At 43.7% G+C, this 13,277-nt stretch carries 15 protein-coding genes; 9 read left to right on the forward strand and 6 right to left on the reverse strand.

What is annotated here, in order from left to right; translation table 11 throughout:
* Window positions 1-236: 236 nt before the first annotated feature.
* The 3 genes from secG to ABI430_00280 all read right to left on the reverse strand — a co-directional run bounded on the left by secG (window position 237) and on the right by ABI430_00280 (window position 1,252).
* A complete protein-coding gene (secG, locus tag ABI430_00270; GenBank protein ID MEO8637321.1) occupies window positions 237-467 on the reverse strand; it encodes a preprotein translocase subunit SecG in 231 nt (76 codons plus the stop codon).
* A 114-nt stretch (window positions 468-581) separates the two neighbouring features.
* Window positions 582-836, reverse strand: a complete 255-nt coding sequence (locus ABI430_00275) for a hypothetical protein (protein ID MEO8637322.1) — start codon at window positions 834-836, stop codon at window positions 582-584.
* Between the two features lie 23 nt (window positions 837-859).
* Window positions 860-1,252 carry a hypothetical protein gene (locus ABI430_00280; GenBank protein MEO8637323.1) on the reverse strand — a complete coding sequence of 131 codons (393 nt, stop codon included), beginning with the start codon at window positions 1,250-1,252 and terminating at the stop codon, window positions 860-862.
* A gap of 182 nt (window positions 1,253-1,434) precedes the next feature.
* Here ABI430_00280 and ABI430_00285 point away from each other — a divergent pair, with 182 nt between their 5' ends.
* From ABI430_00285 to ABI430_00325, 9 genes are all read left to right on the forward strand, one after another.
* Window positions 1,435-1,728 (forward strand): co-chaperone GroES, encoded by a 294-nt coding sequence (locus ABI430_00285; protein MEO8637324.1) that lies wholly within the window; start codon window positions 1,435-1,437, stop codon window positions 1,726-1,728.
* 126 nt (window positions 1,729-1,854) lie between these two features.
* Window positions 1,855-3,507: a chaperonin GroEL gene (gene groL, locus ABI430_00290; GenBank protein MEO8637325.1), complete on the forward strand. Its 1,653-nt coding sequence runs from the start codon at window positions 1,855-1,857 to the stop codon at window positions 3,505-3,507.
* A gap of 154 nt (window positions 3,508-3,661) precedes the next feature.
* Window positions 3,662-4,408, forward strand: coding sequence for a hypothetical protein (locus tag ABI430_00295; GenBank protein ID MEO8637326.1), 747 nt, complete (start codon window positions 3,662-3,664; stop codon window positions 4,406-4,408).
* Between the two features lie 12 nt (window positions 4,409-4,420).
* The gene (locus ABI430_00300) at window positions 4,421-4,780 is read left to right on the forward strand and encodes a hypothetical protein (protein ID MEO8637327.1); all 360 of its coding nucleotides are present in this window, start codon (window positions 4,421-4,423) and stop codon (window positions 4,778-4,780) included.
* 114 nt (window positions 4,781-4,894) lie between these two features.
* Window positions 4,895-5,413: a hypothetical protein gene (locus ABI430_00305; GenBank protein MEO8637328.1), complete on the forward strand. Its 519-nt coding sequence runs from the start codon at window positions 4,895-4,897 to the stop codon at window positions 5,411-5,413.
* A 24-nt stretch (window positions 5,414-5,437) separates the two neighbouring features.
* Window positions 5,438-5,992: a LemA family protein gene (locus tag ABI430_00310; protein MEO8637329.1), complete on the forward strand. Its 555-nt coding sequence runs from the start codon at window positions 5,438-5,440 to the stop codon at window positions 5,990-5,992.
* 109 nt (window positions 5,993-6,101) lie between these two features.
* Window positions 6,102-8,246 (forward strand): DUF2207 domain-containing protein, encoded by a 2,145-nt coding sequence (locus ABI430_00315; protein ID MEO8637330.1) that lies wholly within the window; start codon window positions 6,102-6,104, stop codon window positions 8,244-8,246.
* Window positions 8,247-8,348: 102 nt separating this feature from the next.
* Window positions 8,349-8,831, forward strand: a complete 483-nt coding sequence (locus ABI430_00320) for an NUDIX domain-containing protein (GenBank protein ID MEO8637331.1) — start codon at window positions 8,349-8,351, stop codon at window positions 8,829-8,831.
* A gap of 89 nt (window positions 8,832-8,920) precedes the next feature.
* Window positions 8,921-9,817, forward strand: coding sequence for a zinc metalloprotease HtpX (locus tag ABI430_00325; protein ID MEO8637332.1), 897 nt, complete (start codon window positions 8,921-8,923; stop codon window positions 9,815-9,817).
* 133 nt (window positions 9,818-9,950) lie between these two features.
* On the opposite strand, the gene ABI430_00330 is transcribed toward ABI430_00325, so the two are convergent.
* The 3 genes from ABI430_00330 to ABI430_00340 are packed head-to-tail and all read right to left on the reverse strand — an operon-like array spanning window position 9,951 to window position 13,233.
* Window positions 9,951-10,361 (reverse strand): response regulator, encoded by a 411-nt coding sequence (locus ABI430_00330; protein ID MEO8637333.1) that lies wholly within the window; start codon window positions 10,359-10,361, stop codon window positions 9,951-9,953.
* A 35-nt stretch (window positions 10,362-10,396) separates the two neighbouring features.
* On the reverse strand, window positions 10,397-12,619 hold the full coding sequence (locus ABI430_00335; GenBank protein MEO8637334.1) for an ATP-binding protein: 2,223 nt from the start codon (window positions 12,617-12,619) through the stop codon (window positions 10,397-10,399).
* 20 nt (window positions 12,620-12,639) lie between these two features.
* Complete coding sequence (locus tag ABI430_00340; protein ID MEO8637335.1) at window positions 12,640-13,233, reverse strand: PAS domain-containing protein; 594 nt, start codon at window positions 13,231-13,233, stop codon at window positions 12,640-12,642.
* Window positions 13,234-13,277: the final 44 nt, after the last annotated feature.

The raw sequence follows: 13,277 nt of genomic DNA on the forward strand, positions 1-13,277 counted from the left end.
AAGAAGAAAGAGAAAAGCCAAAAAAAGATGCGAAAGATGCGGAGAGAATTGTATTTTTGATAGAACCTGAGTAGTTGGATGAAGTTCAAGGAGCCAGCGAGTAATGCGACCAAGCTGTAGTGCGATCTACTGCGCGGGAGTATACGGAGTCCGCCCGGATGCCAGCCCGACAGAGTCATTCTGGCGGGAATCCGTTCGGACGGGCTGGCGACGAAGAAATTCGCCAACTACGCAGGTTATATGAGCAAAGCTACAAAGGCGCTCACTGCAAAAAGAATACCAATAATGATTGTTCCATTGAAAAGAGTTTTTTCAAATCCGCGCTTGGTATGGAATCCGCTCATATTGTTTGCTTCTCCGAAAGCGCCACCGAGACCGGAACTCGATTGCTGGAGGAGAACGCCCACGACGAGAAGCACAGACAAAGCGATTTGTATGTATGGAAGAATTGCCGAGAGGGTATTCATTACCAAGAAGAATAGCACAGCCCGAGATTTGAAGCAAATCTCGGGCTGTGCTCGAATCCAGATTCATGATTCAAGAAAAAAACCGCCGGAGCTAGGGTGCTCGGGCGGTTGACATCAATCGATCTCAATCTCGAAGAGTCTTCTGCGGATCACTGGAGGAATGACCGTACGAGGACGTAGTAGTTCTTGCAGATGATCCACCGTCCGGATTGCTTCAGGTTTTTTCCCAACCCAGAGAATCGGCTCATCTTCTGCACGTTCACCCTTTTCATCCACCCGATAAACTTGACCGAAGAAAGTTTGCATCGGAACATCCCATCCGACCAGGCATTCCACATCATCGGCAACGGAAAATATTTCTTGCGACATATTTGCTTTCCCTTCACTTTTGATTAGGTCGCCAAGGTGGGGCGTACCAGAAATTCAGAATAAGTGATTGCAGCTGACCCGCATCGCTCCAAGAAGACGGTCTGAATGTCTGTCCGTTCCTTGCGATGAGTGAACGAGGTGAAGCTGATAACTCGCTTGCCACTTCCTCCACAATCCTTGCAGATGATGCCAGAACCGGTCGGGAGAGCTGCCGAGCTCGAGTAAATACCAGTTCCTCCGCAATCTCTGCATTCCGCATTCACTGTTACTTTGTTGTCCGTCATAATTCCTCCGTTTCCATTAGTAAGCTGGTCTCTTTTGATTGAGCCAGGGTTGTTGGGCTGATGTTTTCGAACGAGCAAAACGAATTTTACGTTATCACGTGTGGTAGATTTTGTCAAGTTGAAGAAAGCCAAAAAATGCCTATAATTAAGGCTATTAATCACGAAACGTGTAGCATGTAACATGTATCGTAAAAACGAGGGATAAAGATTCTTCCCTTTTTTTCAGACGTTACACGTTACATATTTTTATTTCTATGCCCAAAAAAGTAGCCAAAGAAAAAATGGTAAAAGCAGAAAAGGTGAGCGAGCCAAAGATAGCTGTCCGCCCACTTGCTGACCGAGTGCTTTTGAAGCCGATTTCGGCAGATGAAAAGAAAAGCACATCGGGCATTATCATTCCTGACACAGTTGAGAAAGAAAAGCCGGAACAAGGGAGAGTAGTAGCGGTTGGTGAAGGAAAAACGGACGACAATGGAAAACTTGTGCCAGTAAAAGTAAAAATTGGCGATAAAGTATTGTTTTCCAAATACGGATTTGATGAGGTGAAAGTTGAGGGCGAGGAGTATTATATTATTAAGGAGGAAAATATATTGGCAGTCATTAAATAAGCACGAAATACGAAGCACGAAATTCGAAAAAATCAAAAAATTCTAAATCAAAAAATCTTCGTCTCATCTTTTTTGTATTTAACTATTTTTCGGATTTCGAATTTCTGATTTCGAATTTTTTAAAATATGTCTAAACAAATACTATACAACGAAGACGCGCGGAAACGTCTGAAAGCAGGAGTTGATAAGGTGGCAGACGCTGTGAGAATCACCATCGGTCCTCGCGGAAGAAATGTCGTCTTGGATAAGGGCTACGGAGCGCCAACCATCACAAACGATGGAGTATCTATCGCAAAAGAGATTTCTCTTTCCGACAAGTTTGAAAACATGGGAGCGGAAATAGTGAAGGAAGTCGCGCAAAAGACGAACGACATGGCGGGAGACGGCACAACTACGTCCGTAATTCTCATGCAGGCAATTGTAGCCGAAGGAATGCGTCATGCCACGATGGGAGTGAACGCCATGGGCATTCGGATTGGAATTGAAAAAGCGTCGGCGGAAGTGGTGAAAGCTCTTCGGGCTATTGCCAAGCCGATTGCGACGAAGGATGAGATTCGGCAGGTTGCAAGTATTTCGTCGGAGTCGGAGGAAATCGGAAAAATCATCGGAGACACGATCGACAAAGTGGGCAAGGACGGTGTGGTCACGGTGGAGGAGTCGCAGACGACGGGCGTGGACTCCGAAGTAGTTGAAGGAATGGAGTTCGACAAAGGATATGTTTCTCCCTACATGATTACGAACGCGGAGCGAATGGAGGCGGAGTATTCCGACGCGAACATTTTGATAACGGACAAGAAAATTTCGACAATCAAAGAAATTCTGCCCCTGCTCGAAAAACTTGCGCAGACCGGGAAGAAAGAATTAGTGATTATTGCGGATGATGTTGACGGCGAAGCCCTTACAACGTTCGTGTTGAACAAAATCAGGGGAGCATTCAGCATTCTCGCGGTCAAAGCGCCGGGATATGGAGACAGTAAAGAAGAGATGCTCGAAGATATCGCCACTACCTGCGGAGCAAAAGTGATTTCGGAAAAAACAGGCACCAAATTGGAGAATGCGGAACTTTCTGTGCTCGGGCGCGCCAATCGGGTCATCGCAACCAAAGAGAAAACAGTTGTCGTCGGAGGCAAGGGCAAGAAATCGGATATCGAGAAGAGAGTTTCTCAGCTTCGTACCGAGCTCAAGAATACCGATTCAAAATTTGATAAAGAAAAACTTGAGGAAAGAATTGCCAAGCTCTCGGGCGGAGTGGCGGTCATTCGGGTGGGAGCGGCCACGGAGACCGAGATGAAATATTTGAAGTTGAAGATTGAGGACGCGGTGAATGCCACAAAGGCTGCAATCGAAGAGGGAATTGTCATCGGCGGAGGGTCAGCCCTCATTCGGGCGGCGGAGAAAGTAAGAAGCGATGCTTCTAGGAAAACCACGGACGGAGGAATTATGGAAAGCGAAAGCGAAGTCGGATTTAACATCGTGCTGAAAGCCTTGGAAGCGCCATTGAAACAGATTGCAGTGAACGCCGGCAAAGAAGACGGGGCGGTTATTGTGGAGAGGGTTCGAAAGTCAAAGGGAAACAGCGGATACAACGCGCTTACGCATGAGTTAATCCCCGACATGCTTCTTGCGGGAATTATTGACCCTGTGAAAGTAACTCGTAGCGGAATTCAAAATGCCGCATCTGCCGCGGCGATTCTTCTTACGACGGAAGTGGCTATTGCGGACGAACCGAAAGAGGAGAAGCCCTCGGGGGGAGGAGCGCCAGACATGGGAGGATACTAAAAGAGTGTAACGTGTAACTTGTAACGTAAGAAGGGGAGAAATTTTCTTTTCTGACGCTTCACGTTACACGTTTTGCGTTACAGGTATTCGGCGTTTGCGGGGGAATTGTTAGTGTTATATAATCATCGCATTAGTAATCTAAGCTCTATTTTTTATGAAGCACGAAAAGTTACATGCGGAGCACGCAGGGGCGGAGTCCGCGACAGGTGGTGAAGGAAAAAAAGTGGAAAGTTCAAAATCTGCTGAAAATCCATTTGCAAAGGGAAGAGAACGTATGGCGTCAATAGGGGGTTTTTTCTCCAGAAAAAAGGAACAGGCGATTGCACTTGCCAGTCGAGTTGGAGGAACCGTATCCCGTTTTTGGTCACGGACAAAATCGTTCGGGGGTGAGGCGGTTGCCGCGACACTTTCTGCGGACGTCTTAGCAAAAAAAGGAGCGCAAGTTGCAGATGAATGGACGAGCAGAAAGGCATATGAGACGGGCGAGTATCTTGGGAAAAAAGGCGCGGAAGCGGAAGAATGGGTTAAGCATAAAGGTGAACAGGTAAAGGAATTTGCAAAAGATAAGGTTGAGCTTGGGAAAGATGTGGCTTTTTATGCAAAAGAGAAAACTGTGGAAGGGCTGACCAAAGTCAAAGACGGTGTAAAAAACCGATATGATAAAATTGTAGGCTTTGGAGAAAACGCCATGGCTGCGGCTCGCTTTGAAATAATGAAAAGGAAAGATGCCTTTCGAGAAAAAATGAACGCGATTAGAATGAACCGCCTTCTTGAGCAGTACGGCCAAGTTGAAAAAGCGGAATCCGCAAATTCTGAACGAGCTCAAAGACTCCGAGAACAAAGAGAAGATCTGCAAGAAAAGATCGGGCTCTTGGGAGCATTATCAACGCAGAGAGCTTAATCATCTATACATATGGACAAACAAAATTTTATCGAAAAAATAAAAGCGAGCAAAATGAACGAGGAGAGAAAGCAGAAAATTTTTGCCTTGCTTGCCGACCATGACCTCGATTCAGAAACCAGCGAGCAAATTAAAGATATTATTCAGGAAGACATTGACTCCGACGAAAGCGTTCCAATGACGGCAGATGACCAAAAAGAAATTGATTCTGCAACCGAGGAGCTTTCCCGCGACCTCACAAAGATAGAAAAAGATTTAGACGAAGATATGGCATTTGTTGATAAAGAGATGAATGACCTCGAAACCACGGTCAAAGATCTTGGAGAATCTGTAGATAAGGCGAAAATTGCCTCTATTAAATCGACGATGTAATTACGGATAGCTATTAGCTATTAGCTGTTAGGAAAAAGAAAATTTCCCCTGCAAGTGACTTTGGGCGTTTGTTGCTGACCTCTCTCTTGTATTATTGGGATATTCTGAATAATTATGAAAAAGAAACTTCCAAAAGAAAAATATACAACTGATGAGGTAAAACGATACATTGGAGCAGTTTCAGAAGATTTTAGAGACCAAGTTAAGGGCATTTCAGAGCAATTTACAGGCCTTAATTTAAAGATTGACAAGATTCAAGGTACAGTTGATTCTCACACCGAAATAATTGGAGAACTTAAAGTGGATGTTACTATTCTTAAGGAGGATATGAGTGTTCTGAAGGAAGATGTAGGTGTTCTTAAAAAAGATGTAGGGGTTCTCAAAGAAGACGTCGGTATCCTTAAGGAAGATGTAGGTGTTCTTAAAAAAGATGTAGGGGTTCTCAAAGAAGACGTCGGTATCCTTAAGGAAGATGTAGGTGTTCTTAAAGAGGATGTAGGCGTCCTCAAGGGTGACATGAAGATTGTCAAAAAAGATATCGGAGAAATAAAAACAACCCTTCCTAAGAAGGCAAATGCAGAGTATGTTGTTTCAATAGAGAAAAAAGTCGCTCTTCTTGAACAAAAAAATTAGAAATTATTATTTAGATTATTTAATATGCTATACATTATTCTCGGTATAATCGTCGTTTTTATATTGTGGGCCGTATTTGCTTACAATAAGTTTATTTCTCTTATTCATCGAACGAAAGAAGCATGGTCCGATATCGATGTCCAGTTAAAGCGTCGTTACGACCTCATTCCCAATTTGGTGAACACGGTCAAGGGCTATGCCACCCATGAGTCTTCCGCTTTTGAAAATGTTACTAAGGCGCGAGCGGCGGCGATGGGGGCTACGAATCCGGAAGACAAAGCAAAAAATGAAAATATGCTCTCCGGCGCTCTGAAGTCGCTTTTCGCGGTTGCCGAAGCGTATCCGGATTTGAAAGCCAATCAGAACTTTCTCTCGCTTCAAAACGAGCTTTCCGATACGGAAAATAAAATCCAGGCCGCTCGAAGGTTCTACAACGGCAATGTGCGCGACTTGAATATTGCTATTGATGTTTTTCCCGGAAATGTGATTGCCAAGACATTCAAATTCGGAAAAATGGAATTCTTTGAGCTTGAAGGCGCAGATGAAGCTGCAAAACAGCCGGTGAACGTTAGCTTTTAGCCTCCGCCCGTTAATGCGATTCTACAGCAAAAGGACACGGCACAAGTGGTAGTTCACAAATAGTGAAATAGATTATTTGTGAACGAGCCCTTTGCTTAAAAATATGAGGATGCGATTTCTCACAATTGGGTTTTTGGCTCTATTTTCAATTTTGGGTACAAACGCAATTGCTTTTGCGCAAACATCAAATTCATGCCCTGATACCACTGGGTATCAGGAGGCTTACGATTATTATTGTATTGATCCAACTTTTTCAAAATATAAAGAAGCTTCATTTGCAACTCCTGCAGAATTATCTTCGTATTGTGTAAATATCAAAGCTTGCTTGAACGGAACGTTCAATGATTATACGGCTATTGATGATACGGCGGAAGTTCTACAGAAAGAGGGAGAACGAGTAGATAGTTTTGTAGTCTCAATAAAAGTCAACCGTGACGCTTCGATTGATGTAGCGGAGACTATTACATACAACTTTGACGCTGAATCCAAACACGGCATATATCGCGATGTCCCTATTAACTATAGGACAAAGACTGGTTTGAAGATGAGATTGGATCTGAGAAATATTAGTGTTACTGATGAGAATAATCATCAATATCAATTTACAACTTCAAAAAATGGCAATGACCGAAGGATAAAAATTGGCGACCCCGATGTTCTTATTACCGGCACTCATACCTATGTAATCAAATATTCCGTTCCCCTAGTTGTTGGATTTTTTAAGGATTTTGACGAAATATATTGGAATGCAATTGGTACTGGATGGCAGATTCCGATACATAATGTGACTGTAACAGTCGAATTACCATCCGTCTTTAAAAAATCTGATCTAACCATATCTTGCTATTCTGGTTTTTCCGATTCAACTGATGAATGTGATAGTTACGGTGCTGTTGAAAGTTTTGATTCTGATGATAGTAGTATTCACGAAATTTCATTTGCGCAGAAATATCTAAATCCCTATGAAGGAATCACTGTTGCCGTTGGATTTCCGAAGGGAGTTGTTGTGGAACCTCCATACGCAGAACGCTTTTGGATAGGTTTTTTATCTGCAGGCTGGTATTGGCTCATTCTGCCGATTCTTATCTTTATTTTCATGTACCGCCGATGGTCAAAATACGGGAGAGATCCGAAAGGTACGGGGGTCATTGTTCCGGAGTACGATGTGCCTGACGGTCTATCACCGATGCAGATAAGGTTTATCTTTAAGCAGTCATTTGGAAACTCGCTTTCAGCGGAAATTGTGTATTTGGCCACTAAGGGGTATTTAAAAATTTCCAAAGTTACCGATAAAGGGGTTTTTATTTCCAAAGACGATTATGAGTTGGAAAAATTAAAATTGTCTGACGGTGCACTCAACACTTTTCAGGCAGCGCTCTTAAATGGATTGTTCGAGCCCAATATGGTTGCGCTGAATTCTGCAACCGAAATTGCACGGACGATAACGTTGGCGAATTCAGATAAAAACGCTTCAAAAATGACGAAAATTGCGGCACATTTGGTCGAAGGCATGGCGGCAATTGGAGCCAAGAAAGATATCGAATCGTCACAACGATTGGTTGAAAACAAAGTTCGACTTTCTGATTTACAGTATCGTTTTTTCACTGTGAGTAACATGATTGAGCGATACTGTGAGTCGACACTTGTTGAAAAGGGATATTTTCCTGAAGGAAAAAAAACATATTCCACGTATTCAGCTACTATAGGAAATAAAAAAGCTTCACGAGCGGGGGGCATTATCGTCGGGGCAGTATTTTTTCTTATTTTCGGGAGCACGTTTATCGGAATATTTTTCCAGAATGCCCTAGCAGTAATTGCATACGATGTTTCCGTACTTATTTGGACTATTTTCCAGATTCTTATGTCACGCATGAGTGAAAAAGGTGTACATGCGAAGGAGCATATCAGTGGATTCAAGCTTTATCTTTCTGTTGCAGAAAGGGATAGGATTAATTTTCATAACGCTCCGACTAAAAATCCGGAACAGTTTGAGAAATTCCTTCCGTATGCCATGGCGCTTGGTGTTGAAAAAGAGTGGGCGAAAGTATTTGAAGGGATAGATTTGCCACAACCAAATTGGTATAACGATTCCTCCTTGTCTGCATTTAGCGCAGGTGCGTTTGCTTCGAACATGACGTCATTTAGCACGGCAAGCAATTCGTCTTTGGCATCGACACCCGGATCGTCAAGTGGGTCTGGAGGTGGAGGGTCGTCTGGTGGGGGTGGAGGCGGCGGGGGAGGGGGAAGCTGGTAGAAGAAATTTCTAATATCTAATTTCCAATTTTCAACTGAATTTCAAATAAAAATTTGATACTTAAACATCATTTTTCATTAGAAATTAGAAATTTTCATACATATGTCCGTCCCTAAAAAAGAATTACACAGAGTTGTTCCTGCGGTCATTATTTACAACAGTGAAGGAAAATTTCTCATAGTGAAGAGAAGCTCGAGACTCAAAATTTTTCCGGGAAAGTGGCACGTGCCCGGAGGAGGGCTTTCGATGGACGATTATATGAATCTGCCGTCCTCATCGCCAAAACAAAAACAGTGGTATTATGTCATAGAGCGGGCGCTTCGCAGGGAGGTTCGGGAGGAGGTCGGATTGGAAATTGGAAAACCTACTTATCTTTTAGATGTCGCGTTCATTTTGCCCAACGGAGTTCCTGTTATTGTTCTTACGTATTATGCTAAATACGCTTCTGGAAAATTCAAATCGAGCGAAGAATCGGTCGAAATGGCGTGGGTCTCCGCGAGCGAGGCAAAGAAATATGATTTGATAGAAGGCATCGCGGGAGAAATTGAAATGGTTGATGCAATATTGAAGGCAAAAAAAAGTTGAACGTGTAGCGTGTAACGTGTAACGTAAGAAGAGAAAAGAAAGTTTTTTCAGACGTTACACGTTACACGCTATACGTTACAAGAATTCTCATGGCTACCCTCTACACACACCAATCTCAAAACATAGCAAAAACATGGTTTCTTATGACCATATTTTTCGTCGTGGTAATTGCTTTAGGGTGGATCGCTAGCTATCTCTACGACAGCTCTCTAATTTTAGTTTTTGCGGTAGTTTTTAGCATTGTCATGAACATAGTAAGTTACTGGTTTTCGGACAAAATCGTGCTTTCAATCGCAGGCGCAAAGCCTGTATCTCGGGAAGAAAATTTCGAGCTTTATACGATTGTCGAGAATCTCTCCATCACCGCAGGACTTCCGATACCTGCGATTTATAAAATAGACGACCCGGTGCCGAATGCTTTTGCAACGGGAAGAAACAAAGAGCACGCGGTTGTCGCCGTGACCACAGGCCTTCTCTCCATAATGAACAAAAACGAGCTTGAAGGGGTTATTGCGCACGAGCTCTCGCATGTGGGCAACAGAGACATCCTGCTCTCCACGATTGTAGTCGTTTTGGTCGGTTTCATCACCCTGATTTCTGATTTTTTGCTTCGCAATACCATGTTCGGAAGGAAGCAAAGAGGTAATTCGGACGTTCATCCTATCATGCTCATCATAAGTATTGCTCTTATGATTCTCGCGCCAATCATCGCCACACTTCTTAAGCTTGCAATCTCCCGCAAAAGGGAATTCCTCGCTGATGTATCCGGCGCGCTTTTAACCCGCTATCCGGAAGGACTTGCGAGCGCTCTTTCGAAACTAGAGGAATACGGCGGAGTGATGAAAAGGGCCAATCATGCCACGGCGCATCTTTATATCTCAAATCCGTTCGGTGCCGGCAAAAAAATTTCACTCTGGAGCAGAATGTTTAGCACTCATCCACCCACAGCGGAAAGAATAGCAGCCTTGAGGGATATGAGGCAATAACGAATAGGAAAGCGCCCTTTCTACTCGGAGTAGAAAGGGCGCTTCACAATCCGACCATACTATTTCACGAATGCCGGAAAATCTCTCTGGTTTACCTGACCACGCAACCTAATTGTCGTGGTTTTTTAACGATTTATCCGACTCTATCCAACCTCTCTCTCACTTTCTCCACGACATTTTCAATGGTGAAATCGGTTTTCATCATATAATAGGCCGGTTCATCTTCGACAACGGCTTGGTTTATTTTTTCCGTGTCGGGGACCACATTTGTGAGAAGAATCACGGGCACTTTCTTACCGTATTCCCCGCCTTCCTTACGCAGTTTCTTGAGCATAGTGAGTCCGTCCATCACGGGCATGAGAATGTCAAGAATGATAACATTTGGATGGTCTTTTAAGGCGCGTGTGAGTCCTTCCGAACCATTGCTTGCCTCTGTCACAAAAAAACCCTCTCGCTTGAACTTATCTATAAGAGCCACGCGCATCGCATTTTCATCCTCAACAACAAGTAGCACATTCGTTTTTTTTTCTTCTGTTTTATCCATTTGAATAATGAAGTTACAATAATGGTAATTATACTCTAGTGAGTTTGGGAAGGCAATTCCACCAATTGCTGTTCGCCTTGACGACTTTTCATTCCCGAAAGTGGAATGCTAAAAAAGAACGTTGTGCCCTGCTCTTCTTGCTTGCCGTGTGGGCTTTGGCGGGCGGGCCCGCCCGACCGAGAGTCGGTCATTCGGGCGGGCGACTCAAACCATATTTTGCCGCCAACCGCATCAATAATTGCTTTAACAATATAAAGACCCAAGCCCGTGCCATCGGGGTCTATTATCTTGGCGTTGTCGGCTCGGAATAATTTTGAAAATATCTTATCCTGGTCTTTGGGGGGAATGCCACATCCGGCGTCGGAAACGCGGAAAAGGACCGCGCCGTCTTTTTTGTGTACTGAAACCTGTATTCGCGTTTTCTCGGGGGAATATTTAATACTGTTTGAAATGAGGTTCTGGAGTATCACACGCAACAATTTTTCGTCAAGTGAGACAAGAGGCAGTGTTGCATCATAGTCGCTTTCGATCTCCACTTTTTTACGAGATAGTTGTGAGGCAAAATCGGAAAGGACGTTATTTGTAATTTTTTTCACATCAGAAGGGACAGCTTCAACGGTGAATGTTCCCATTTCGATGCGAGACACATTCAAGAGGGCATTGACGAGATCTATCATCCGCTGATTTCCGCTATATATTTCCTTCGCATATTGCAGTTGTTTTTTATGCATCACTCCTACGTCGCCGGCAATCAGCATGTCACCATACCACTTCATGGTCGCGAGCGGTGTGCGCAACTGATGCGAAGCAAGCGATATGAATTCAGTTTTTGCCTGGTCAATTTTTTTCTCTTTGGTGATATCGCGGAATACTTCGACGGTTCCGACGATCTTGCCACCGAGCTTTACAGGGGTAAGTGTAATTGCCACGGGGAATCTGGTGCCGTCTTTTCGGACATAATAATATTGATTATCAGAAAGAGAAGTGGTTATGACCTCGCCCAGAAGCGCGATAGATACGGGTCGTTTTTCCTTCGGAACTATGTTTCCTCGTTCGTCCATTATAGTGACAATGTCGGTGAATGGCTTGCCAAGCGACTCCTTTGTATTCAAGCCAAGCATGAGTTCAGCTGCCTTATTCATAAGCGTTATCCTTCCTTCTTTGGTTGGGTTGGTTGCAATCACGCCGTCTCCGATGCTCTCCAATAACGCTTCGTCTGTCGCTTTTTCATGCTCGAGTGAGGCTTTTGAGAACTCCAAATCTTCAAGGACGTTTAAGGAGGCTTTCCTGCTATCCTCCAATTCTTTAAGCTTTATCCAGAGCTCCGCCGTGCGCTTCTCGGCGGTCTTCTCCAGGAAGTGATAATATTCTTCTGTCCTTTTTTCAACTTCCAGGCTTTCCGCGTTCACGGCATCGATTAATCTCGCGTTATAAAAAATGATAAATGATAAAACTCCTATGCTTATGATCACCATGAGAGACAATCCGAATTCCAAGTCATAGTATCCGGCGCGCTGTCCGAGGAGGCGAAGCCAGCCGATAAGCGGAAGGAAAATAACAAAAGCGGTGAGAGAGCGACGAGCCATCACTCCGCCCGAACTATTATTTGTAATATTTTTAATTAGACCGCGGTTCGGGTACAAGAAAAGAGCGCTTAGAGAGGCGAAGATGAAAGCCACGGCAGTATGGAGCGCAATCTGGGTGAGCCCGACAATCTCATACAGGGGCTGACTCCCGTATGCATAGCCAATAGCTGACATAGTCGACAAAAGGAGTGCTCCGAGTATAAGTAGCTGGGATTTTCCGACATTTTTTCCAGATTCACCAATCAGAATTGCAATCGCGAGCAGGGAGAAAATAATCGTAGTGATTGGAGCCATTCGTCCCGGATATACGGTGCCGATGGTTCCCGATGGTTCCGTAAAAAGCAACTGGTCGATGCCGAAGTTTGCGTGGAGCAGGTATTCGAGGAGAGTCAATAAAGAGAGAATGAGGGTCGTATATAAGAGAATGCGCGAGGCGGAGGACTTTTCCCCGTTTTTCTTATTCAATAGGAATAGCGCCAATCCTATAAGAATAAAGACGACGGCGGTATTGGCTTTCATGGCGACAAGCCCGGGCAGAACACTTTTTAATATAGCGTTATCAAATGCCCAGCCCACTAGCACAAAAACTCCAATCACAATTGGAATTACAGCAAATATCCTTGAGGCACTTTTCAAGCGTATTTCAGAAATTGTAGGGGCTGTTTCCGTCATTTTTTACGCATGACATTTTTTTAGATTCCGGCCTTTTTCTTTAAATCGGCATTCTCCTTTTTAAGTTCAACCATTTTTAGCTCACGCCCGACCATGCTCTTGTTGAGCTTTTCCAACTCTTGCAATCGTGTTGCAAGCTCGGCAGTTCGTTCGGCGACTTTGACCTCCAAATCTTTGGTATACTCGGCCACTTTCTTTTCAAGCTGAAATTTTTCCGTGATATCTTCTATGGCGAGAATAATCAACTGCACCGAGTCTATCTGTCTCGCATTGAGTCGCATTGTTTTTTCCCCAATTGTGGGAAAAATATGTTCCACTTCATAATCCCTGACGGTCTTTTTGCTTGGCAAGATGTGCTCCAATAATTTTTTCAGTTCCGGAATATCCCATTGGCCATTGCCCAAATCGTAAATAAATTTGTTCACGGTATCTTCCGGCGCGACCTTAAAATTGTCGTAGAACACCTGGTTTCCCGAAATCACTTTTAAATCGGAGTCCAGAATTAAAAAGGACTCTCTGGATACATCCACTAATGTCTTCATATAATGCAAAGCATCTTCCCTTGTATCTTTGCTTGCTTGTTTCTCTACCTTGGTCGAATCATTTGTTTTCATGATTTTTTTATTACTAATGATAAATAACTAATAATTGATGAAAA

It is taken from the genome of Candidatus Taylorbacteria bacterium (assembly GCA_039934295.1).
In the GTDB taxonomy this organism is placed as follows: domain Bacteria; phylum Patescibacteriota; class Minisyncoccia; order Phycocordibacterales; family HO2-43-120; genus HO2-43-120.